Genomic DNA, 24,700 nt, shown 5'->3' with positions numbered 1-24,700 from the left:
AACTTAAAAATTTGGTGCTCCGGTATCCCACCAAAGTCTTGTTCCTCCATTATCTGGACCTTTTAACATCCCAACAGCTTCAGTTACATTATCACCGTTGGTGTTTTTCTCTACATCTACGAAGTTTATTCTACGAATCTGTATATCTGTATCAATAGCACCGCCGCTATTATTAACCACTACAGGAAACACTCTTGGATACCCTGTACGTCTAAACTCACTCCAGGCTTCCTGACCATCAGGGAACATAGCAATCCATTTTTGAGTAATAATTTGCTCTAACTGTTCTTCGTTAGTTCCTGCTGCGTTGTATGCAATTTTCACATCACTTGGGTATGAATAATTATTAGCTGGGTTACTAGCATCAACATAATCAGCTGGTGTACTAGTAGTATCTGCTAAATAAGTATCAACTCCACTGGCACCAAATTGCGCAAAAGAAGCACGAACACCAGCCTCATAATTGGCCTTTGCATCACCGGCTCCTGCCCAACCTCTTAAAGCTGCTTCCGCTTTTAAGAAATGAACTTCGGCTGCAGTCATCCAAGTTTTATGAGAGCCTTCAACAGCTGCTCCTATCGCAGAATGACTACCATATTCCGATTTCAAATCAATATCTACACCCATTCTAAGACCTTTGTAGTCTCCCAATGTTGGATCGGCAGGCCCATTAAAAAATTCTGAAATTCTATTGTCATTAAAACCTTTTAAAATAGATTCCATTTCTGCACTCATTAACACATCACCCCATACACGACTAATAGTAAAAATAGGATGAACGAATCCGCCCATATCTACCATCATATCTTCTGTTGTCATTAATCCGGCATTGCTCGCTAAGGCTTTTTCACCTTCAGTTTTTGCTAAAGCAGGATCTACTTTAGACACTCGAATGGCTAGTCGCAAACGCACTGAATTTGCAAAAGTTTGCCATTTAGCAAGATCACCTTCTAGTGTCGATTGGTCGAAGGGAGCAACTTGGGTATCATCAAGAAACGCTTCTAATCCAGTAATCGCTTCATCTAAATCAGCAAAAAAGGCTTTGTAAGCGGTTTCTTGAGAATCGTATTGACCGGTAGTATCGTAATCATCAAATTTTGAGTAACGAATTGGTCCGAATACATCCGAAATACGGTGCATGGCCATAACTTTTATAATGTTCGAAACGTAAACGAATTTCATACCATTAGGATCGCCAGAAAGTTCAACTTGCTCTTTAATTTCTCTAGCGTAAGGCATAATTCCGTTACCGTTGTTAGCATCATAGGCGTCACTCCATATAAAACCATTCCAGCCGTTTACTAAAGCGTAAGTTTGGTTGTTAATATTACCAGCAAAAGGCGTTGGCGCTGTCATATAACCTGAAAACACATCGGCATTTAGGTTTTGTTGTAATTGGTAGTTCCAAGCTGGTTCAACACGTATAATATTTGAAAATAAAGGCGAAAATCTAGAGCCAATATGATTGTTTTGCTGCGTTAAACTTTCCTGAGAGATTCCGTAGGGATTAGTGTTAATCTTTTCGAAATCACCCGTACAGTTGGTTAAACTTATGGCCACAACTGAAGCCATTGTATATTTAAGTATATTTTTCATATGTCTTTAGAAATTTACGTTAATGTTTAAACCTACACTTCTGGTTGAAGGCTGGTTATAAATATCGACTCCTTGTAATCCCATACCAGTACTGGCTGCAATATTCGGGTCGAATGGCGCATCTTTATAAATAAAGAATAGGTTGTTTGCAATGATGGAGAAGTTGATATTATCGATAAAATCGCTTTCACCTAATAATAATTTGTATCCTACCGAAACCTCTCTTAAACTAACGTTTGTTGCATCGTAAACATACTCACCTAACATACCATCTCTACCGCCTATAGCATTGTAGTATTCTTGAGCTGAAATTTGAGAAGCTGCACCACTTTCATCAACAACATTAACCATTCCTCCATTACCGTTTCTGGCATCAGCTGAAGCTTGTGATACACCATATTTATCGTTAACAGCCTCGGTAACACTCATCACATCGCCACCAAACTTACCATCGATAAGAAAGTTTACATTAAAGTCTCCAATTACGAAGTTGTTATTCCATCCTAAAGTAAAATCGGGTTGTGCATGCGCTACAGTTTCAAAATCGGTAGACATTAATGTACCTGATGTGTTTATTACAGGAGTACCATTTTCATCACGAATGAGTGATCTGGCTTTAATACTACCAAAATCTTCTCCTTCAATTAAAGCATACTCATAACCATTAACACCACGAGCCGTAATTACAGCTTCCCCATCTTGTAACGACGGGTGTACTGCCACTACTTTGTTATTGTTTTGTGCAAAGTTTATAGCGGTATCCCATTCAAATTTATCAGAAACTAAAGGTTTTCCGTTTAATACAATTTCGATACCATCACTAGAAATCTCACCGGCATTCACAATATTTTGAGAATATCCATTCGGGTTTGGAGCCGCTTGTATATAAAATATTTGATTTTCGGTTTTTGAATCATAGTATGTAAAATCTAAGCCCAAACGATTTCCGAAGAAACGCCACTCGGTACCCAGTTCAAACCCTTTTTGGCGTTCTGGCTCTAGGGTTTCACCTTCAATTGGAGCAAAAGGAGCCGTTCCAATTCCTGTGTTTGTATTATTAATAGCGTTTAATGGAATGGTAGCATACACTGGAATATCTTTACCTACTTCAGCATAAGACCCTCTTACTTTTGCAAAAGAAATACCATCCCCCATATCGAACATTTCGGTTAACACTGCTGTTAAACCTACCGATGGGTAGAAGAATGAATTAGAATCGGTGTTCACTAAAGTTGAAGACCAATCGGTACGTCCAGTAACATCAAGGAAAAGCATGTCCTTAAATCCGAAATTTGCTGATCCGAATATAGATTGCACTTCTCTGTTCCCTACCGTTTGTCTAATATTATTTGTGGTTGCAAAGTTTGCAATAGTGAACACATTAGGATAGTTTAAACCAGCACCATCACGACCAGAATCTAAATACACTTGATCGCCAATTCTGTACTTTGTTAAACTCGTTCCTAAAAGACCAGAAAATGTAAAATCTTCTGAAAAGTCCTTGTTGTATGATGCAATAAAGTCTATATATTGTTGCGTGTTCTCTGTTTTCTCCAACACATAACGTCCGTTATCACCAGAATTTACAGGATCTGTTCCAGCATACTGTCTTTTGTCGAATGTATAAAATGTTTTATCGTAACTTCCTCTAGACTGTAACGAAAAAGCCTCTGTAACTTGGTATTTAACCGATACGTTTGCTAAAACACGTTGTGCAATATCTTCACTTGGGTTACGGTTAATTAACCAATATGGATTTTGCTGAATGTTCTCATCAAAAGAAGATGCATATTGATCCATTTGATTGAGCTGTGTATTGAAATATTCAAATTTATTTTTATAGATATCTCTACTGATGCCTACAGGTTGTAAGTAAACGGCAGTTAATGGGTTTGAATATAAACCATTGGTTGGCCTGTTACTGATACGTTGGTCTGATAAATTCACGTTCGCAGAAACACTAATTTTATCATTTAAAAACTTAGCCGTTTCGCGTAATGTTAAATTGTTACGCTTTAAATTGTTTCCGGGCAAAACCCCTTCTCCTAGCGTATTTGCATAAGAAAAATACGTTTGCGCTTTTTGGTTTCCTGCGGTTAATGACAATGCGTTAATTGCAGTATACCCCATGGTGAAAAACTCACTAGCATCGTTACTTAAGCCATTAGCTTTAGCACCCCAAGATTTTGCATCGGCAACACGACCATTTTCTGCAATTGGCTGACCTACAGAATCACTTTGATAATCCGCTTGTAAATTTGGTAAAGACATAACATTATCAACCGTAAAACTTGAATTAAAGTTTACCGATAAAGCGCCTTCTTTTCCTTTTTTAGTAGTAATTAAAATTACACCATTAGCTCCTTGACTACCGTATAACGCCGAAGCCGATGCTCCTTTTAAAACCGTCATACTTTCAATATCGTCTGGGTTAATTAACGATAAGGCATCACCTCCATCACGGTTACCTGTTTGGCTACCAAAAATATCGGTTCCTGGCTCGTTTCCGTTAGATCCGTTACCACTGTTAAGCATAGGCACACCATCAATAACATAAAGCGGATCGTTATTAGTTGTCGAGGTATTACCCCTTAATACGACTTTAGTAGCCCCACCTAAACCAGAAGAACTTCTTGTAATGGTTAAACCAGCCGACTTACCTGATAAACTATTAATAGGATTGGTTTGTTTAACGCGAGTTAATTCGTCTCCCCCAACCTCTTGTGCAGAATAGGTAAGGGCTTTACGCTCCTTTTTAATACCTAAGGCTGTTACAACCACTTCGTTAAGCTGCTGTGCATCTTCTACTAACTGTGCATTAATAACTTCTTGCTGAGCAACGGTTTTAGAAACCGTAGTCATTCCTAAATAAGAGAAATTTAAAACATCACCCACATTAACGGTAAGTGAATAGTGTCCATCAAAATCTGTTTGTGTTCCATTAGTGGTTCCTTGAACCGTTACATTAACTCCTGGTAATGGAATACCATCGGCCTTTGAAGTTACGGTTCCCTTAATTTCTTTCTCTTGCCCAAACGAGAATTGGACAACAAAGACTAAGAAAGAAAACAAGAAAAGTTTTTGTAAGTTTTGTTTCATAATTTGATTATTTTGTTTTTTAAAGTGAAGCCAAACTATCCAATATTAAAATTGTTTTAAAAAAATTTATATAAACGACATCATTTAACATACAGACAACATTAAGTAAACGATAAGTGAATATTGACTTTTAAACTATTAGTCTTTTTATTGCTAATTAATAAATATATCACTAAAATTGTTAAATCTTAATAAGATTTTAATAACAAAATCGACATAAACGTATTATTATTTCAACACAAGCCAACAAACCGTCTGTTAACATTCCAATCAAATACCATATCGTATTCTGGTTGAGCTACTTCCTTTTCAACTTTGTACGTTGGGGAAGTTATTTTAATGATTATTGGTATTCGCTAAAATCTAATTTAGTTGAGTTTCCTATTCATATTATTATAGTATATATCAACATCTATTATTTAATTCCGCGTTTTATTCTTCGAAAAAAATACTGGACTTACATCTTATATTTAGTTATTGCCCTTTTTATGGTGTATTTGGTTAGAACCGGTTTAAACTATGTTTTAGTCACAAAAGACATTTGGCCAGAAGCAGAAACCCCAGCCGAGTTTATGTCTTTAAACCATATTATTGCGGTAATTTTAGGAGAACTGTATGTGATTGGGTTTACAACCGCCATTAAAATCGTTATCGATTGGTCTATTGAAAAACGTTTGAATGAAGATTTGGCTAAATTACAAATGAGTACCGAGCTGAAATATTTACGTACACAAATTCAGCCACATTTCTTTTTTAACACCTTAAACAATCTGTATGCCTTAACACTAAGTAAATCGGATAATGCCCCAAACTTAGTTTTAAAGTTATCCGACATGATGCAATACATACTTTATGAAGTAAATAGCTCGAAAGCAAGTTTGTTAAAAGAAATAAATCATATAAATAATTTCATTGAAATAGAACGTATCCGTTTTAACGATCGTGTACATGCAGAAATGGATATTACGGGCGATATCGAAGACATATGTGTACCACCATTATTACTACTTTCCTTTGTTGAAAATTGTTTTAAACATGGGATGAAACAAAACGATCAACTTAAAATTCATATGAGTTTTGAAGTATTAAACTCAGGCTATTTAGTAATCAATATCACTAATAATTTTAATCCGAATGTACTAAACACCGAAAACAGTGGCATTGGTAACCAAAATGCTAAACGACGACTCAATCTACTTTTTTCTAATAATTATATACTAGATTCGACGGTAGAAGATAACATGTATAAACTGTATTTAAAAATACCTACTTAATGAAAATTAAATGCATTATCATTGATGACGAACCACTTGCTATCACAGTAATTGAAAGTCATTTAAAAAACTTTGATCATATAGAAATTGTTGAAACTTTTAATAACCCGCTAAAGGCTTATCGTGTTTTAGAACAGCAAAAAATTGATGTCATTTTTCTAGACATTAATATGCCACAAATGACAGGTTTCAGCTTTATAGATAACCTAAGTTCTAAACCGCTAATCGTTATTACCACAGCGTATCGCGAGTATGCCATAAAAAGCTTTGAACTCAATATTCTAGACTACTTGGTAAAGCCGATTCCTTTTAATCGTTTTTTAAAAACCGTTAATAAAATTTACCAACAGGTTTATGTGAATAATATGGCTATAGATGCTAGTTTACAGCAAGAGCCACACATCTTTCTTAAGGTTAACAAAAAGCTTTTAAAAATAAACTTAAACGACATTTTATATATCGAAAGCCTTAAAGATTATATAAAAGTCATTACCAAACTGGGCGATTATGTGGTTCATAAATCGTTATCGGCTATTACCGAAGAACTGCCCCACTCTAATTTCATGCGTATTCACAGATCGTATACGGTTTCTATCAATAAAATAAGTGCTTTGGAAGGAAACACTATAGAAATTTCTAACCGAAAAATCCCAATTGGACGCAACTATATCAAACAAGCTAAAGAGCGGATTTTCAACATAAACGACGATAAAGAAAACTAACATTAATAAGAATTTTAAAATTTAAACATGACTAATAACCAAACAACGACCTCACCTGCGTCAAGAAACACTTTTGTGCCTATTTTAATCATAGCAGGACTCTTTTTTATATTCGGATTTGTAACTTGGATTAATGGAGCGCTCATTCCATTTATGAAAACCATTAATGAGCTTACCGACGCTCAATCTTATTTAGTGGCCTCTGCATCTTATATTTCCTTTGTAGTTATGGCTTTGCCTGCTTCCTATATCATCAATAAAATTGGCTATAAAAAAGGGATGTCCTTAGGATTAATAATCATGGCTGTTGGCGCCCTAGTATTTATTCCTGCCGCTGAAGCCAGAACCTATTGGATGTTTTTAAGCGCCATTTTTATTCAAGGAGCTGGAATGACCTTACTGCAAACGGCTTCAAACCCATACATTACCATTTTAGGGCCTATTGAAAGTGCTGCAAAACGCATCGCCATTATGGGGATTGCTAACAAAGTAGCAGGAGCTCTAGGCTCTGTAATTTTTGGTACTATTTTACTTTCTGGAATTGATGAGATTAAAGAAAAACTTACAACTGTTAGCGATTCTGAAAAGGCTAACCTTTTAAATACCATGGCCGATAGTGTCGTAACACCATACATCATAATGGCAGTCATTTTAGTGGTACTAGGTGTACTTATATTAAAAGCGCCGCTTCCAAACGTTGAGGCAGAACCTATAAAACCATCGAACACCGAAGAAGTTGCTAAAACGAGTATTTTTCAGTTTCCGCATTTATGGTTAGGGGTTTTAGCCTTATTTCTTTATGTTGGTGTAGAAGTGATTGCAGGCGACACCATCATCTCTTATGGTATTTCCTTAAATATTCCAGTTGAGCAATCTAAGTATTTTACGCTATATACCCTTTTTGCAATGGTAGGAACTTATGCTGTTGGCGTTTTTTTAATCCCTAAATATATCAGTCAGGTGACAGCCTTAAAAGCCAGTGCCGTTTTAGGACTCTTGTTTTCTCTTTGTATCATTTTCACAACAGGCATAACATCGGTATATTTTGTTGCGGCTCTAGGTATTGCAAATGCCCTAGTTTGGCCTGCTATTTGGCCTTTAGCGCTTAATGGTTTAGGGAAATTTACAGAAACAGCCTCTGCCCTTTTAATTATGGCTATTTCGGGAGGTGCGATCATTCCACCACTTTATGGGGCTTTGGTAGACTCTAAAAAAGAAGCCTTAATATCTCTTGGAAATGATACGGTTGCGGCTACTGCCGAAGCGGCTTCTTATGGCTACTGGATTTTATTACCATGTTATGCTTTCATACTGTATTATGCATTCATAGGTCACAAATCCGGACTAAAAAAATCTTAATCTCAAAAAATGGCAACTAGCAAACGTATAGCCTCTGTTGATATTTTAAGGGGTTTAACCATTGTGGCTATGATTTTGGTAAATACACCTGGCGATTGGGGGTATGTTTATGCCCCTTTGCTTCATGCAACATGGCACGGCCTTACCCCTACCGATCTCATTTTTCCATTTTTTTTATACATCGTTGGGATTTCAATCTACTACGCCTATAAAAACAAAGCCAACTCGAGGGACACCTATAAAAAAATAGGCATAAGAAGTTTAAAACTTATTGGACTAGGCCTATTTTTAAATGTATTCACTCCCTTATTTCCTTTTGTTGAACACATGGAGACCTTTAGAATACCAGGGGTGCTTCAACGTATTGGCATTGTATTTTTTATTGTATCGATTATATACCTTAACTGCAATTGGAAACAAATTTTAGCTATTTGCTTAACCATACTGTTAGGGTATTATTTATTTTTAGGTTTTGTTCCTTTACCAAACGGCGCCTTACCAACTTTTAATCGCGCTGAAAACAACTGGGCGAACTACATCGACTTACAGCTTTTAGGAAACCATATGTGGCAACCCGACTACGACCCAGAAGGTATTTTAAGCACCATTCCCAGCGTAGCATCTTGCCTAATAGGCGTTTTAATTGCTAAGGTTTTAGATGGTCTTGCTCCACTAAAACCATTGCTTATAACAGCCTTTGCTTTGCTAATTTCTGGTTATGGTTTTAGTTTGATATTCCCAATTAATAAAGCCATATGGAGCAGCAGCTTTGTATTGGTTACTAGTGGATGGGGCACGCTAATTCTTGCGGTCATTTACTATTTTAGAGACATAAAAGAGTATCAGTTTGGTAGTATTTTTAAATATGTTGGCACCAATGCCATTACCATATATTTTCTATCTAGCTTCATTTCAAAATGTATGTACAGCATTAAACTGGGCGAAAACCATAACATCCATTCATGGCTTTACCAATCCTTATTTTTCCCCGAGCTTATCAGTGCAAAACTCGCTTCGTTACTTTACGCCCTTGTTGTCGTTGCTTTTTATGTACTTCTAGGGTATATTATGTTTCAGAAAAAGATATTTATAAAGGTTTAAATAGGGAGCAGAAACTAGAATATAGAACAATGACTTATAGACACTTATCGACTCCGATCGAAGACCATTACCTTTTAAATTCAGAATAAAAGTTGAAATATTACGGTGTTCGAGCGGAGTCGAGAACCTTATGATTAGGGTGTTCGAGCGCAGTAGAGAACCTTTCTATTAGGCTGAAACAGTCTGTTATTTTTGCATCCATCTAGCTTGGATAGCTTGCTAATTGAAAAATCCAATTCAAATAAACTTCTCGACTCCCCTCGAAGACCATTTTCTTTTGAATTTCGAACAGGAAATTGAAATTAACGCTTCAACATAAGGGTGTTCGAGCGGAGTCGAGAACATATATCTTCATTCAAAAAAACACGCTTCTCGACTCCGCTCGAAGGCCGTTACCTTTTGATTTTAGGATAAAAGATAAAATAATTATGATTAGAGTATCCGAGCGGAAACGAGAACATTTACCACCAATTAAAAATAATCCTTCTAAATCGTAATCCTTTGTTTGAATGCTTGCTTCAATATTTTATCTTTGCAGCCTTTAATTTAGGATAGATATTTATGAAGATTTCATATAACTGGTTAAAACAATTCATAAAAACAGATTGGACACCAGAACAAACTAGCGAATTACTTACAGATTTAGGACTTGAAGTGGAAGGTTTAGATACTTTTCAATCGGTTAAAGGCGGACTAGAAGGCGTTGTTGTTGGCGAGGTACTAACTTGCGAAAAACACCCAAATGCCGATAAGCTAAAAGTGACTACGGTAAATGTTGGTGAAGATTCGCCGCTACAAATTGTTTGTGGCGCTCCTAATGTTGCAGCTGGACAAAAAGTTCCTGTAGCAACCATTGGAACCACGCTTTACACTGAAGAAGGTGAAGCTTGGACCATTAAAAAAGGAAAAATTAGAGGTGAAGCGAGTTTCGGGATGATTTGTGCTGAAGATGAACTCGGACTAGGAAAATCGCACGACGGGATTTTGGTTTTAGATGAATCGATTGCTGTAGGAACCCCTGTTGCTGAACTTTATGATGTTGAAAACGATCAGGTTTTTGAAATCGGATTAACACCTAACCGTGCTGATGCCATGAGTCACTACGGAACAGCAAGAGATTTGAAAGCGGGACTGGCTCAAAAAGACATTAATGTCGAATTAATTACACCTTCGGTTAGTGCCTTTCGTGTTGACAATCGCATCTTAAAAATTGATGTGGATGTAAAAAACAAAGATTTAGCGCCTCGCTATTGCGGATTAACCATTTCTGGGCTTAAAGTAAAAGAGTCTCCATCTTGGTTACAAAACCGTTTAAAAGCTATCGGACTTAGTCCAATTAATAACATTGTTGATGCTACAAATTATGTGTTGCATGATTTAGGTCAGCCCCTACACGCTTTTGATGCTAACAAAATTGCAGGTAATAAAATTGAGGTTAAAACTTTAGAAGCTGGAACAAAATTCGTTACCCTAGATGGTGTTGAACGCGAATTGCATGAAGACGATTTAATGATTTGTGATGCCGAAAAACCAATGTGTATCGCAGGTGTATTTGGTGGCACGTATTCTGGAGTAACCGAAAACACAACAAGCATCTTTTTAGAAAGTGCCTACTTTAACCCCGTAAGTGTTCGTAAAACAGCGAAGCGTCATGCTTTAAATACTGATGCTTCTTTCAGATTTGAACGCGGTATCGATCCTAACATTACAGAATATGCCCTTAAAAGATCGGCATTGTTAATCCAAGAGATTGCAGGCGGTGAAATTACAAGCGATATTGTAGATTTTTATCCGAATAAAATCAACGATTTTGAAGTGCGTTTAAGTTTTGAAAACGCTAAAAAATTAATTGGTGAAGAAATTCCGAAGGAAGTCATTAAACGTATTCTTTCGTCTTTAGAGATAAAAGTAAACAACGTTACCGAAACTGGCTTAGGTTTAACCGTTCCTGCTTACAGAAATGATGTGCAACGTGAAGCAGATATCATTGAGGAAATTCTTAGAGTTTACGGATATAACAACGTAAAAACAACTACGAAGTTAAACGCTTCTATTGCAACCACGTCTCGTTTTGAAGATTACAAAATGCAAAACATCATTGGGAGTCAGTTAGCCTCTCAAGGGTTTTATGAAATACTTTCAAATTCCTTAACCACACCTAATTACGTGAAGTTAAGCGAGCAGTTAAAGGACGAACATAACATTACTATGATAAATCCTTTAAGTGGTGATTTATCGGTTTTAAGACAATCGCTATTGTTTTCTGGACTAGAAGCTATTTCTTTTAATATCAACAGAAAACGCGCCGATTTAAAACTTTTTGAATTCGGAAAAACGTACCATGGTTACAGCGATGATAAACGTGAAGAATTTAAACATTTATCACTTTTCATTACAGGAAATCAATCGGCTGAAAAATGGCACGATCAAAATAAAAAGAGTGATTTCTTTTTAATGAAAGGACTCGTTTTAAGCACTTTAGAACGTTTAGGGATTTCAAGAATCCAAGAGACGCCAATTTCAAACGATTTATTTTCTGAAGGTTTAACAATAAGCTTAGGGAAAAACAAATTAGTAGACTTCGGAATCATTAAAAAACAAATCCTAAAACACTTCGATATTGCTCAAGAAGTGCTTTACGCCGACTTTAACTGGGACAATATTTTAGATTTGGTTAAACACAACAACATTAAGTTTAAAGCCATTCCTAAATTCCAACCTGTAAGACGTGATTTCGCTTTATTATTGGATGATAATGTCACTTTTGAAGCTATTTATAAGCTTGCAAAACAAAGTGAAAAGCAATTGCTTAAAGACGTTAATTTGTTTGATGTGTATCAAGGTAAAAACCTACCTTCTGGCAAAAAGAGTTACGCCGTTAGTTTCACCCTTCTAGATGAAAACAAAACGCTAAACGATAAGCAAATTGATAAAATCATGAAGAAGCTTCAATCTACTTTTGAAAGTCAATTGGGTGCTGAATTGAGGTAGATTTAAAAAATGTTATATGGTGATGAGGTTAGAATGTGATAAAGATATATAGTTATATAACTAATATCTCTATGGAAACTTTATAACTCTGCTACTCTGTTACTTAATACTTTGACACTTTGTAAACCAGATAGCTCGGACTTGTACCTTAAATCCGTAGGTACAGAGTAAAAAACAACCGCAAACTATTTGTTTACAAAGGTTTGCGGTTTTGTGTGTTTTCACCTAAATTGGTGTTGCTACAAAAAACACATTATGAAAATAATAAAATCTCAACGTATTAACCCTTTTGGGGGATTAAATTTTGTTATCAATGAGTTTGAACAGCTTGGTTTAGGCACATTGCTTGAAAACAATTTACCTCATATTGTTCAGCAAGCTTCTTATAGTTGGAAAGACTTATTATATTCCTTTTGGTCTATCTATTTTTGTGGAGGAGATTGCATTGAAGATATCTCGTTGAACTTAAAAGAGCATCTAAGAGACAATCCTTTTTTTAAAGTGCCAAGTCCTGATAGGATTCTTGATAGATTCAAAGAATTATCACAGACAAAAGACCTTTTTACATTACCAAGAGGTACTAGTTTACATCAATTTGGCTTGAACTTTACTTTAAATGAGTTGAATTTAACTACCACGAATGATCATATTTTAGATTATGACAATACGATTCTATACACCAATAAGAAAGACAGCATAAGAACTTACAAAAAGGGCTCTGGATACTGCCCAGGAGTGGAGATAATTAAGAATAATATTGTTTATGTTGAAAATCGAAATGGAAATAGTGCAGCCAAAGATTTACAGTTAGAAACATTTACTAGAATGTTTTATGAACTCGAAAATCAAGGAATACAAATTGATGCTTTTAGAGCCGATGCAGCTTCTTATCAAGTTAATGTGGTTGATTTTATTTCTACAAAAGTTAATCGATTCTTTATTAGAGCATGTATGAGCGACGCATTGGCTAAAAGGATATCTGAAATAACTAACTGGTCTGAAGAAAGGGTCGGCTCCGAAACAATTTTCAGAGGAGAAATAAAATTCACTCCCTTTATAAGATCATTAAAACGAAAAAAACTACTCCATAAAACTAAGGAATACAGGCTTGTTGTAAGTAAAATAGAGCGTAATGACAAACAGGTAAATTTATTTACTAAAGATGCTTATTTGTATTCAGCGATATTGACCAACGACTTTTCGATGTCCATCAATGAAGTTGTTGATTTTTATAATCAACGTGGAGCGATTGAAAAAGAATTTGATATTCTCAAGAATGACTTTGGATGGAACAACTTGCCGTTTTCAAAATTAGAGCAAAATACAGTTTTTCTGTTATTTACTGCTATGTGCAGGAATCTGTATCAGTATATTATAGAACGGTTTTCCAAACGATTTAAGGGATTAAAGGCAAACTATAGAATTAAAAAATTCATCTTTAGATTTATATCCATTCCTGCCAAATGGATAAAAACGGCTAGACAATATAAGTTAAGGGTGTATGGAATTATTCACTTTAAAACTTAACAAAGAAAAGTGTCAAGCCCCAACAGTTTAATGTAAAAAAAATTAAACCCCAACAAAGTTGGGGCTATCCTATATACAGTAGCTTCCTTGTGTAAGCAAACAGATCAAACACAAACACAAGAACCTTAAAAACTTCAAACAATTAACACCTGAAAAAATGAGAAATACTACTAAAAATCATTACAGCTAAGCAAAATACTACAACCTACGGATTTAAGGTACAAGTCCGCGCTAACGGATCAAGTGTGTTGGCCATATCGCTTTTTAGAGCAATAAGGTAATTACTTGATCTCTTAAAGTGGCACAAATCGAAACGGAAACTTTGGCACAAATCAAACCGTTTTTGGTTTAAATAATTTCCGTGTGGCATAAATCGAACCGCAATAAGTGGCACAATGATTCCGAAATCACTGGCACAAATTGAACCGTGTTAGCCACTTAATGGAAATTGAAGGTGTAAGTCACGCAACACTGCTAACTATAATTAGCGAGATTGGACCAGAAGACTTTTATAAATTTCCCTCGGCAAAACATTTCACCTCCTGGATGCGACTTGCTCCCAACAATAAAATATCTGGAGGAAAAGTCCTTAGTCATCGCACGCCAAAAGGAAGTAATCGAATAAAAACAGCACTTAGGCAAGCTGCAAATGCTATCGGAAATTTAAAAGATACTCATTTATCCAATTTCTTTAGAAAAATCGCTTTTAAAAAAGGTAGACAAGTAGCTATTAGCGCAACAGCAAGAAAACTAGCAGTTATTATTTGGAATATGGTCACAAAAAAACAACCTTATATCCCTCCTACTCAATATTTATTCCATGATCAAAAAAAAAAAAAAAAATGGGACTGGTTAAAAGAATTTAAAAAAAAATCAGTATATTTGATATTAAGCCTGAAAAATTTGATTTCACAAACTATTGATTTTCAATAACTAAATTTGACGTTAGTCGAGATTAAATATGATAAAAATGAAAGCATCCACTGCATTGATTTTAATCCTTTCTCTACTCATTTTTGACTCATGCAAAAATGAGCCTGAAAATAAAATAACAAAAGAAAAAGCAGCACCTACAGAATTGGAATCTGAACAGAATAAAACATCAGCAAGCATAGAATTTCCAATTATAGAAACCGATTTGACACCCTCCGAAAGAAAAATTAAAATTGAAGGCGTATTAGGAAAGATAAATGAGCGATTACCTGAATTTGAAAAAAAATATAAATCATTGACTTTAAATGAAGTTTAAAATACTCCCGTGGATATTTGGTGTCAAAATGGAATACCCATAAAAGTTGAGCACGGAGTTACGGATGATTCGGGAGAATTTAGTGGTAAATTTACCTATTATTTGAACCAAGGAAAAATATGGTATTCAGAACAAATATATGCTAGATACTTATTTGAAAATGATGCATTAAAATATTGGATGGATGAGGGATGGTATATAAATGAAATCTCATCTGATGATATGAAGACTAGAGAAGATGATTTAACCAGAATAATTGTATATTTGGTGGATGAGATGAAAAAATAACCAGAAGAAAAGCCTTATACTTAACTTCATATCAACTTATCATAAAGTAAAAATTTTAAATATGAGAAAATTAGTATTATTAATTTTATTGGCAATCTCTCTAGTTTCTTGTCAAGACAAGACTAAAACCAATGCAGAATCAAGTAGTGATATCCCTGTGAATTCTGAAATCAAAGGGAAGGCCGATATCGTTTTTAAGAGTAACCCAATAGCTGAAGGCTATAGAACTGTAATCACCGAAAAGTATAATGAACTTGAGGTGAATTTTGCTTCCTATTATGTAATTACAACTTGGGGTTGTGGATCTGGTTGTGTGACTGGGGTTATGGTTGACATTCGAGATGGCATTGTTTATTCTCTGCCTGAAGACAAGGAATGGGGAGGTAATGGAACTTATATTGATTCAAAAAAGGAAAGTCAAATTCTTGTAACAGTTGCAGTCGCTCAATCACCATCAGGAGAGATAGAAGATATTCGTAAATACTGGGAATGGAATGAGGATTTAAAAAAATTCAAGTTTATTAAAGAGGAAACTGTCAAAGAAGAACAAAAATTTGTTTTTCAAAAAACCTTGAGCTTACAGAACATAACATTTGAAATAAAAGCGAGTGGAGAAGGATCTATTCAACAGCTTTCCATTCAACCAGAAGGTTTGGAAATAGATAATCAAAAAAAAACTCTTGAAATAGAAGGACAAGTTACCAATGCAGAAATTGAAGATTTAAATTCGGATGGATCTCCAGAAATCTTGATTTACATCGTTTCAGCAGGAAGTGGTAGTTATGGAAACGTCATTGGTTATTCCGTGAATAATAGAAAATCAATGAGTAAAATTTACTTCCCTGACTTATTTGATAACAAAGAAGCTAGCAGTGGATATATGGGACACGATGAATTTGCCATTATAGAAACCACTTTAGCAAGAAGGTTTCCTATTTACAATGATGGAGATACTAATAATAACCCAACCGGAGGTACTCGCCAAATCGAATACAAACTTAAAGACGGTGAAGCATCTAGATTATTTGTAATAGATAAAATTAGTGAATATTAATAATAGTTATTGAATAAAAACTATTGCCAACACTGGCTATAAGTAATTGCTTGTTCTCGCCTACCCTGAAAATTCCTGCAGAGTTTTCAACTTGGTATGTACTTGCAAGGTTTAGTGCTAACTCACGCAAATACTCATAGCCGAGACCGTTGTGCGTCATACCAACAAACGTGAAAATATCACCTAAAACATAAGTTTTAACTATTCTTTTTCATTAGTGTCCAATGAAAGATTTTAAAAGCGGGATTTCCAAGATAGGATTTCCCGCTTATTTTGTATCTTGAAGTTATCACACATCCAAGATATGAATAAAAGTAAGAACTTTAGCGGACAACCCATAATCAAACAGGTATTAAATTTCATTTTGCCCAAAGATGTTCATCGTACAGCCAAAAAGCACAACAGCGATCGCTATACCAAAAAGTTTATCACCTATGAGCATTTGGCTACTATGGTATTTACCGTGATCAGTGACTGTAGCTCACTTCGTGAGGTTTCCAGTATTATGCTTGCCTGCAAGGGAAAGATCAACCATCTAGGACTCACGGACTTTCCAAAACGCAGTACCTTGTCAGAGCAAAAGCACCTATTTTTCCAGCAAATCTGTTTTCGGACAGCTGATTTCTTTAATTGATGATTCGATGATAAGAAAAGAAGTTAAAAAACGTGATTCAGACCGTTATACTAAGCGATTTACGACCAAAGATCATTTGATAAGTATGCTTTTTTGTTCGTTTTCAAAGTGTACTTCGCTTAGAGAAATATCAGGAGCAATGCTTGGTTTGTCAGGAAAAACGAGCAGTTTCCACACACTATCCCGTAAAGTGTGTAAGTTATAAATCGAGGGTTTAGCTTTTTTAAAGTAGAACCCTTTTTTCAAATATAGTTAAAAACTCGTTTAAAATAATGCCCCAGTTCCTAATAGGCATCGACCATTTTTTGGTAGCCTTTCTAAGGGCTAAAAAAGTGGACTTCAAAGACTAAAAACGTCTCGTTGCCATATGGTTAATTCCAAAAAAATAAGGCTGCATAAAATTATTATACAGCCTTTAAGTATAGATTTTTATATCTGTTAATTAAAACCAACTTTTCTCGAAGCTGTTCCTTCTTTTGCAGAAACTTTTACAATATAAAAGGTTCCTTCTTCAAAATTAAAATCTAAAGTTTCTTGAGCTCTTACTTGCTTTGACGCTAAGCGTCTTCCTAACAAATCAAATACCTGTACATTTCCTGATAGAGATTTTAAGCTAACGCCAGTTTTAGAAACTGTAAAATTGTTTTTAATAAAATCGTTAGAAGCTGTAATTAAACTGTTAGCTGGTGCTTTATTAAGTATGTAGTCATCAACATAAAAAACCGCTCTATCTGTTCCACTGTTATTACAGACTAACCTCAAATAAACACTACCTCCTCCAGTATCATCAGAGGTATAAGTGGGTGATTCTATTTCTACCCATCCCGATTCTGTAGCATAGTCAATTGTAGTTATGGCACCAGTAGCTACTTTAGCATTGTCTACCCATAATTCAGCAAAAAAATCTGCCGCAGGGGAAGCCGCATCTAATTGTACCCAAATAGAGCCTTTATAATCCATAGCTGCTTCTTCTCTTACATGTCGATAGGCTGGACCTTGATTAAATGTTGCAGTAGCTCCTACCGTATTACACATTAGGGCATGTCTTCCACTTCTAAAATTGGTAGTTACTTTAGAAATAGGATTGATTTGATTCTTTTGATATACCTGTGTGTAAGGCGTTGTTGCACTATTGGACAAAAACTGAATCTCCATATCGCCATTTACAGTTAATGGGTTTTGAACCAGTTGAACATCATCATAATTAATAATATCGTTTGCTATAGGATTATCAAGTCGAACTTTCACATCAATGTCTGATGCAGGCGTATACTGGATCATCATTATTTTATTCCATGTATCGATATATTCTGCATTATTCCACACTACAGCTTGTCCTCCAATTAAGTTGGTAGTCCCGTCGGATTGCATTAATCTTAAGGCAGATCTATCATTGTTAGCTGTAGGCTTAACCCAAGCCGTTAAATAAGTTGGTAACCCTACCGTTAAACTATAAGTCTCATCGTTTATAATATTGTTATTCGGACTACCCGAAGAACTGGTTAGCAAGGCCCCATTAGCACCAGCATAAGCATCGCCAACTGTTAAAGTTCCTAATCCCGCTGTCCAGCTATCAGGAACACCTCCCGTTGATGTTTCAAAATCCCCATTTGTTACTGGGTGGTTAACTTGACCTAATACACCTAAGGGAAGTAATAATAGTAGTAATGTTTTTTTCATAATGGTAAATAATTTAGTTAGTATTCTCTGTCCTAAATTTATAGTTAAACATTATTATTCGCATGAATATAAACTTGACTAAAACTGTACAGTGCATTTTTATTTCTAAAAGCAAATTTTAATACGCGATAAAAACTTGACACAAACTCATTATCTGTTTTGTCAAATCTTCAATAAAAAATCGAAAAATTAAATACTCACACCTCTTTAATAACGGTGGTTTCATCTTTTTTAAGTAAAAATTATCGATCACTACAGAAACACCGTATTCATTAAAAAAACAATGCATGAGCTAGACCGGGAATAAAAACCAAAATAAGGACGCTTGAAAGTTTGATTTAAAACTAAGTCAAAACACATTTGGTTTTTATAAATAGGAAACAAAAACCTTTTCATAAAAGTCACTTCAAAATATTAATTAATTAATTAATTAATTAATGAAAATCAATATTGTGCAGTTTAAGTCTAGTTGCTTATTATTTCTAAACCAGAACTAAGCAGTAGTTTTAAGAACTAATAATTCTAAACTTAAATTCTTATGAAAAAAATTACTTTATTACTTGTTGCTTTAGTTATTAACACAGTAACATTTGCTCAAACTATTAGCCTAAACAATTTAGGTACTATTGGAACAGAATTCTATCAAGGTCAAACTATTTCATTGGAAATAGCTTTAACTGGCATCGATGGCAATTTTGAAGTTGGTTTTACAGGTGGACCTGATTTAGCAGGTAGTGCCGTATCTATTGATGCAGCGAAAACTACTGCTGAATTAAATGCATTTGTAGGCGCTTTTGGAGATACTTCTAGTTCAACCAACACCTTTATTAACCTTGCTGGTCGTACGGTTCAATCGGGTACCGTTACTCTTAATGTAACTGTGCCTTCTGATTTTACTTTTACTGGTGGTAGCCAAACGGTTTCTGAATTTATAGTGTTGACATTAAATGGAGGTTCTGCTACTGGAAACGAAGCGGTAACTATCCATTTTGATCAGTCTACTTTATCTACCAACAACTTTAACAAAGACAAACTATCAGCTTACTACAATGCTAGTACTGATGCTTTAGTAGTTGATAGCAAAATAAGTGGAGACTATGCGATTTATAATTTAACCGGAAAATTAATTTCTAAAGGTATTATCTCTAATCAAATTAGTCTTAATACATTAAAAAGTGGTAGTATCTATATTTTTGCTACTAAAAGTGGTAGCTTAAAATTTGCCAAATAAAAAACACCAATTTATCAATTGGATTACCAACGGTTTAGTGTTTGCTAAACCGTTTTTTTATACTTAATTAATTCGGATTTCTTGTTTTGGAACACAAAAGCGAACACAGATTGGAAATAGTAACAATAGTTGTGGAGCTACGCAAAAATTGGGGTTAATCTAAATAGAAAGAAGTCTATATTTCTGGCATCCTCAATAACATCATTTTCTAAATCAATAGCTTCCCGCCTCTACTTTATCCTTATTTCTTGTAAAACGTGCCATGCTAATTTCTTAACATGAGAACAGCCTATAACTAAAATGGCGTTTGGGAATGATTTTCCAAAAATAAGCCGCCAAGTTTGCTGCTATATCAAGAGTTAGTTCTTGAATCAAAATTCAAACGCCCACTTAAAGCTTATAATGATTCATTAAAAGTTTTTCATAAACCGTATCTGGTAAAATACGCTTTAAAACAATAGAGAATTTCTGCATAAACGCCCCTACTTTATAGTGCACTTTAGGATTATTGGTTTCAATAATTTTACAAACCGCTTCGGCCATCATGTTAGGGTTACTCCCGTGATCAACATGTGTATTCATCAACTCTAAAGTATCCTTATAAGTTTTATAATAAGGCGAATCATCTAACAAGGGAGCATGATAACGTCCTGCAGCAATATTGGTAGCAAAATCGCCAGGAGCCACATTGGTCATTTTTATATTGAAGTTTTTCAGCTCCATACGATAAGCCTCGGTAATAAGCTCTAAAGCGCCTTTACTCGCGCTATAAACACCTCGGTACGGCAAACCCATATAACCAGCTATTGAGGTGATGTTAATAATTAATCCAGCGTTTTGCTTTCTCATTTGTGGCAACACCGCTTTAATCACTTTTAGGGGTCCGAAAAAATTCGTTTCAAAATTATTTTTAATTTCAGTGTCTGGAATTTCCTCTATAGGTCCTGTAATACCAGTACCAGCGTTGTTGATAACCACATCTAATCTGCCTTCCTTATTAATAACGTCTTGAACAGTTTTCATTATAGTTTCACCATCTTTAACATCAAGTGTAAGAATAGGAAACGGGCTATCTTTATAATGTTGCGGATTTCTACTGGTACCATAAACAATATAACCTTTAGTATTTAAAAACGTTCCTATAGATTTCCCTATTCCTGAAGATCCTCCAGTGATTAAAACAACTTTCGACATGAAATTTTAAAATTTAAGGTCGTAAAAGTACAATAATTATTTAAGGCGCCTCTTCGTTTGAATGGGTAGCATAAATTCAATTTAAAATATTTTTTATAGACACAAAAAAACAGCTACAAAATAAAGTAATAATTACTTATATTTGTAGCATCATGAAAATAATAGCTAAAAACATAAAACATTTACGTACCCTAAAAAAGTTATCTCAAGAAGTCCTTGCAGATGAACTGAAGGTTACACGATCGCGTATTGGGTCTTATGAGGAAGGCCGTTCGGCACCAAGCATTGATATGCTTATACTGCTGTCTGATTATTTTAAATTACCCATAGATATTTTATTACGTAATGATTTAACCAAGGCTACAGACGCTTCTTTTATCGAAGTAGGAAATCAGCGTGTATTATTTCCCATAACCATAGATAGCGACAACGAAAATTTAATTGAAGTCGTTCCTATTAAAGCTTCGGCGGGGTATTTAGCCGGTTATGATGACCCCGAATATATTGAGCAGTTACAAAAAATAAAATTGCCTTTTCTACCTACCGGTAAACACAGAGCCTTTCCTATAAAAGGAGATTCTATGTTGCCTATGAAAGATGGTTCTTTTGTTATTGGGCGTTTTATAGAAGATAGAAATGATATAAAAACAGGACGAACCTACGTTTTAGTTACATTAAATGATGGCATGGTGTATAAGCGTGTTATGAATAACATCGACTTTAACAACTCCCTTTTATTAATGTCCGACAACAAGAAATACAATGATTACAGCATTCCTATGGATGAAGTTTTAGAAATCTGGGAATACACCTGTAGCATTAACACCCAAGAATATAGTGAAGAAGAACTCAAGCTAAGTAGTATCATCAATATGTTTACCGAACTGGGCATTGAGCTCAAAGCTTTAGAACAATTAGTAAAATGATTTATACCGTAATTGACGTAGAAACTACGGGACCCAGTAATAAGGTTACTGAAATCTCCATTTTTAGATATGACGATGCTGTTTTAGTTGATAAATTTACAAGCCTTGTTAATCCAGAAACATTAATTCCAGATTATATTACAGATTTAACAGGAATCGATGATTATATGGTGTCTAAAGCGCCTAAATTTCATGAAATTGCTGAAAATATCTTAGCTATCACACAACAGGCGGTGTTTATAGCTCATAATGTGAGTTTTGACTACAACGTAATAAGAAACGAGTTTAAAGCCCTTGGTATCACTTTCAACCGAAAAAAACTATGTACAGTAAGACTGTCTCGAAAACTTATACCCGGCCATAAATCGTATAGTTTAGGTGAAATTTGTCAGGATTTAAATATCCCTATACACGGCAGACACCGAGCCAAAGGCGATGTAGAAGCTACCGTAATTCTTTTTCAAAAATTATTAGAGCAACCAGATGCTCAAGATGTCATTCAGTTGTTTCTTAAAAAAGACGCTAAAGAAAAAAAGTTACCTAAAAACCTGAAAGCAGAAACTTATAATCAATTACCAAAAGCCATCGGGGTTTATTATTTTAAAGACAAAAAAGGCACTGTTATTTATGTAGGTCATGCTACCGACATTCAAAAACAAGTTTTAAAGCATTTTAATAGCAAAGCAGAAAAAGAAGTGCTTTTAACACAAGAAACGGTTGATATAGATTTTGAACTTTCTGGAAGTGAAACCATTGCTTTGCTTATGGAAGATGCTGCCATAAAAGAATACAATCCTAAGTACAATCAAGTATTAAAACGGGCTCCAAAAGCCTACGGCATCTTTAGTTATCAAGACCGCAATGGCATTATACATTTAGCATTTAACGTCCTAAAAGCAGCCCCCTCTCCTTTTCAAATCCTGTATAGCGTAAAAACATGTCAGCAATATTTAGAAAAGCTGTGTAAACAGTTTAATTTATGTCCTAAATACTGTCATTTACAAGAAGGTCTTCAAGAATGTTCTAATTACCAAGTTCAATCCTGTAAAGGTGTTTGTAGACAAACAGAATCGGTAGCACTCTATAATATTCGTGTCAAACAAGCTATAGAATTCTCTAAAACCAACTCAAAAAATATGATCTTAAAACAACAAGGCAGACATGAAAATGAAAACGCTTTTATCATGATAAAAGATAGCTTGTATTGTGGTTATGGGTTTATAGATAAAGAAGAACAAATGATGACTACAGAAGATTTAGAGCCTTTTTTAATTCAGCAGAATGATAATGTTGATGTTCAAAGAATACTGCAACCTACATTGCTGAGTATTTAGTTAAAAGCATTAATAGTTTAAGTCGTTTATCTTTTCAAATCCCTCTTCAATAACATACTTTTCGATTTAATTATTGCCGGATTACAATATGAAAAGCCAAATTTATTTTACAACTTCAATTTATGGTTAAAAAGACAAACAAGCTCCTGGTTTTTGTTGATTTCACACTTGTTCTAGGTTAAATACTCGGTAAAAAAGGATTACTCATTATAGTTTTGAGCCGATTAAATAGGTTAATCGGCTCATTTTTTCCTTATATTTGAGCCAATAAAGATATTTTAATAGCTCATGCAGTATAATTGGCAACATAAAAACTGGCCTAATTTTATTTACGATACTTCTAGAATTGAAGAAATTGTTTTAAATTTTGCTTTAGAAACAGGAGAAGTAAAAGGGCTAATAGAAGGTTTAACAAAAGAAAACCAACAAGAAGCCATACTGCAATTCATGATTAATGAAGCCATAAAAACTTCTGAAATTGAAGGTGAATTTCATAGTCGTCAAGATGTAATGTCTTCTATTAAAAAACGCTTGGGAATTCACTCTATATCCGACAATATAAGAGATGTAAATGCTAAAGGTATTGCAGAATTAATGGTGGAAGTCCGTGAAAATTACGCCACTCCATTAAGTGAAAACCTTATTGAAAATTGGCATGACATCTTATTTGTTAATGATCGATTTATAAAAAATAGTGCATACAGAACAGGATCAGACCCTATGGTTATTGTTTCTGGAAGCTATGGAAAAGAAAGCGTTCATTATGAGGCTCCTCCTTCTTATAAAGTGCCTTCTGAAATGAAACAATTTGTTCAGTGGTATAATACATATACTATACATGAAAATAATGTAAAAGAAAGCTTAATTAAAACAGCTATTGCGCATCTGTATTTTGAGTCTATACATCCATTTGAAGATGGAAATGGACGTATAGGTCGTGCTATTGCCGAAAAATGTCTTTCAGAATCATTAGGAAGACCTTTAATTTTGAGTATTTCAACTTCAATAGAAAAAGATAAATCGGCATATTATAACGCGCTTAAAACGGCTCAAAAATCATTAGATGTTTCAGAATGGATCTATTATTTCTTGCAAATCATACTAAACGCTCAAAAACAAACCAAAACTACTATAGGCTTCACTTTAGAAAAGGTTAAATTTTTAGACCGAATAAATCCTAAATTAAATGAGCGTCAACAAAAGGTCATAACAAAAATGTTAGATAGTGGTATTGAAGGTTTTAAAGGAGGTATGACTGCTAAAAAATACATGTCGATTACCAAAACATCAAAAGCAACTGCTACTCGTGATTTACAGGATTTAATCGAAAAACAGGCTTTAATTGTTAGTGGCTCTGGACGTAATGTTCATTATGATTTAAACATATCTTATTAAACAATGTCCATATAGGGTTTGGATTTACAAAAACCTGTACAACCGA

20 protein-coding genes are annotated in these 24,700 nt (G+C 34.7%); 16 read left to right on the top strand and 4 right to left on the bottom strand.

Annotated elements, in window-relative coordinates:
• Positions 1–3 precede the first annotated feature (3 nt).
• Positions 4–1,596, bottom strand: a complete 1,593-nt coding sequence (locus C1A40_RS14410) for a RagB/SusD family nutrient uptake outer membrane protein (RefSeq protein ID WP_102996499.1) — start codon at positions 1,594–1,596, stop codon at positions 4–6.
• A gap of 6 nt (positions 1,597–1,602) precedes the next feature.
• Complete coding sequence (locus C1A40_RS14405; protein ID WP_102996498.1) at positions 1,603–4,695, bottom strand: SusC/RagA family TonB-linked outer membrane protein; 3,093 nt, start codon at positions 4,693–4,695, stop codon at positions 1,603–1,605.
• A 293-nt stretch (positions 4,696–4,988) separates the two neighbouring features.
• Here C1A40_RS14405 and C1A40_RS14400 point away from each other — a divergent pair, with 293 nt between their 5' ends.
• The 12 genes from C1A40_RS14400 (at position 4,989) to C1A40_RS18820 (ending at position 17,099) form a co-directional block, all read left to right on the top strand.
• Positions 4,989–5,969, top strand: coding sequence for a sensor histidine kinase (locus C1A40_RS14400; RefSeq protein ID WP_102996497.1), 981 nt, complete (start codon positions 4,989–4,991; stop codon positions 5,967–5,969).
• Positions 5,969–6,691 (top strand): LytR/AlgR family response regulator transcription factor, encoded by a 723-nt coding sequence (locus tag C1A40_RS14395; RefSeq protein WP_102996496.1) that lies wholly within the window; start codon positions 5,969–5,971, stop codon positions 6,689–6,691. The genes C1A40_RS14400 and C1A40_RS14395 overlap by 1 nt, the downstream gene beginning before the upstream one ends.
• A 27-nt stretch (positions 6,692–6,718) precedes the next feature.
• A complete protein-coding gene (locus tag C1A40_RS14390) occupies positions 6,719–8,050 on the top strand; it encodes a sugar MFS transporter (RefSeq protein WP_102996495.1) in 1,332 nt (443 codons plus the stop codon).
• Positions 8,051–8,059: 9 nt separating this feature from the next.
• Complete coding sequence (locus C1A40_RS14385; protein WP_102996494.1) at positions 8,060–9,151, top strand: acyltransferase family protein; 1,092 nt, start codon at positions 8,060–8,062, stop codon at positions 9,149–9,151.
• Positions 9,152–9,712: 561 nt separating this feature from the next.
• Complete coding sequence (gene pheT / locus C1A40_RS14380) at positions 9,713–12,142, top strand: phenylalanine--tRNA ligase subunit beta (protein WP_102996493.1); 2,430 nt, start codon at positions 9,713–9,715, stop codon at positions 12,140–12,142.
• Between the two features lie 255 nt (positions 12,143–12,397).
• On the top strand, positions 12,398–13,669 hold the full coding sequence (locus C1A40_RS14375) for an IS1380 family transposase (RefSeq protein WP_102996492.1): 1,272 nt from the start codon (positions 12,398–12,400) through the stop codon (positions 13,667–13,669).
• Positions 13,670–14,110: 441 nt separating this feature from the next.
• Complete coding sequence (locus C1A40_RS14370; protein WP_102996491.1) at positions 14,111–14,602, top strand: transposase; 492 nt, start codon at positions 14,111–14,113, stop codon at positions 14,600–14,602.
• 37 nt (positions 14,603–14,639) lie between these two features.
• On the top strand, positions 14,640–14,918 hold the full coding sequence (locus C1A40_RS14365; RefSeq protein ID WP_158651378.1) for a hypothetical protein: 279 nt from the start codon (positions 14,640–14,642) through the stop codon (positions 14,916–14,918).
• A 9-nt stretch (positions 14,919–14,927) separates the two neighbouring features.
• Complete coding sequence (locus tag C1A40_RS14360; protein ID WP_102996489.1) at positions 14,928–15,206, top strand: hypothetical protein; 279 nt, start codon at positions 14,928–14,930, stop codon at positions 15,204–15,206.
• A gap of 61 nt (positions 15,207–15,267) precedes the next feature.
• Positions 15,268–16,260, top strand: a complete 993-nt coding sequence (locus C1A40_RS14355; protein ID WP_102996488.1) for a PliI family lysozyme inhibitor of I-type lysozyme — start codon at positions 15,268–15,270, stop codon at positions 16,258–16,260.
• A gap of 304 nt (positions 16,261–16,564) precedes the next feature.
• Positions 16,565–16,894, top strand: a complete 330-nt coding sequence (locus C1A40_RS14350) for a DUF4372 domain-containing protein (RefSeq protein WP_102996487.1) — start codon at positions 16,565–16,567, stop codon at positions 16,892–16,894.
• Between the two features lie 7 nt (positions 16,895–16,901).
• Positions 16,902–17,099 (top strand): DUF4372 domain-containing protein, encoded by a 198-nt coding sequence (locus C1A40_RS18820; protein ID WP_199287784.1) that lies wholly within the window; start codon positions 16,902–16,904, stop codon positions 17,097–17,099.
• Positions 17,100–17,332: 233 nt separating this feature from the next.
• On the opposite strand, the gene C1A40_RS14340 is transcribed toward C1A40_RS18820, so the two are convergent.
• Entirely contained in the window at positions 17,333–18,574 is a 1,242-nt protein-coding gene (locus C1A40_RS14340) for a T9SS type A sorting domain-containing protein (RefSeq protein WP_102996486.1), read from the bottom strand.
• A 538-nt stretch (positions 18,575–19,112) separates the two neighbouring features.
• Here C1A40_RS14340 and C1A40_RS14335 point away from each other — a divergent pair.
• Positions 19,113–19,805: a hypothetical protein gene (locus C1A40_RS14335; protein WP_102996485.1), complete on the top strand. Its 693-nt coding sequence runs from the start codon at positions 19,113–19,115 to the stop codon at positions 19,803–19,805.
• Positions 19,806–20,195: 390 nt separating this feature from the next.
• Here the strand turns inward: C1A40_RS14335 and C1A40_RS14330 are convergent, their stop codons facing one another.
• Complete coding sequence (locus C1A40_RS14330) at positions 20,196–20,999, bottom strand: SDR family oxidoreductase (RefSeq protein WP_102996484.1); 804 nt, start codon at positions 20,997–20,999, stop codon at positions 20,196–20,198.
• Between the two features lie 152 nt (positions 21,000–21,151).
• Between C1A40_RS14330 and C1A40_RS14325 the strand changes: the two genes are divergently transcribed.
• The 3 genes from C1A40_RS14325 (at position 21,152) to C1A40_RS14315 (ending at position 24,654) form a co-directional block, all read left to right on the top strand.
• On the top strand, positions 21,152–21,925 hold the full coding sequence (locus tag C1A40_RS14325; protein ID WP_102996483.1) for an XRE family transcriptional regulator: 774 nt from the start codon (positions 21,152–21,154) through the stop codon (positions 21,923–21,925).
• Positions 21,922–23,259 carry an exonuclease domain-containing protein gene (locus C1A40_RS14320; protein WP_102996482.1) on the top strand — a complete coding sequence of 446 codons (1,338 nt, stop codon included), beginning with the start codon at positions 21,922–21,924 and terminating at the stop codon, positions 23,257–23,259. The genes C1A40_RS14325 and C1A40_RS14320 overlap by 4 nt, the downstream gene beginning before the upstream one ends.
• A gap of 288 nt (positions 23,260–23,547) precedes the next feature.
• On the top strand, positions 23,548–24,654 hold the full coding sequence (locus C1A40_RS14315) for a Fic family protein (protein ID WP_102996481.1): 1,107 nt from the start codon (positions 23,548–23,550) through the stop codon (positions 24,652–24,654).
• Positions 24,655–24,700: the final 46 nt, after the last annotated feature.

The sequence above is a fragment of the Tamlana carrageenivorans genome (genome assembly GCF_002893765.1).
Lineage (GTDB): Bacteria > Bacteroidota > Bacteroidia > Flavobacteriales > Flavobacteriaceae > Pseudotamlana > Pseudotamlana carrageenivorans.
Note: the sequence above shows the minus strand (reverse complement) of the source record. Positions and strands in the feature narration are given on the sequence as shown.